The following is a 425-nucleotide window of genomic DNA, read 5'->3' as shown; positions in this document are numbered from 1 at the left end:
AGACTACAACCCTGAGTCAGCATGGGAGCGATATCGGGATTCGGCCAACGTTGCGCCTGGCGATTCGACAACCTACGGCCAGCCCTACATTTACGGCACGCATCACCTCGACCAGGCGGGCGCGCGGTGGGAGGCACAGCTTCGGCATGAGGCGGCCATCGCACGACAGGTCATTTACGAGGGTGAGAGCAATGTCCTCGCGTTGCAGTGCGCGTATGTGCTGGAGACCGATATTGTCCTGCCCGATGCGCCGAAAGGCATGGTCATCATCGAAGTCACGCACAGCGGCGCGCGCGATGCGTCCTATTCGAACAGCTTCAAGGCGATTCCCGCTGACCGGCGTTTCCGGCTTCGACTTGAACCGGAAAATTGGGCTCGCATTTCGGGCACGCTCTCTGCCCGCATTTGCAGCCCGGACAAATACA

The 425-nt window shown here is 60.2% G+C and carries 1 protein-coding gene; it reads left to right on the top strand.

The features are described from left to right. The coding region (locus tag P0D89_RS54110; protein ID WP_408379848.1) for a contractile injection system protein, VgrG/Pvc8 family at nucleotides 1-425 on the top strand (425 nt) is incomplete at both ends.

It is taken from the genome of Paraburkholderia sp. RL18-085-BIA-A, from assembly GCF_046027075.1.
Lineage (GTDB): Bacteria > Pseudomonadota > Gammaproteobacteria > Burkholderiales > Burkholderiaceae > Paraburkholderia.
Note: the sequence above shows the minus strand (reverse complement) of the source record. Positions and strands in the feature narration are given on the sequence as shown.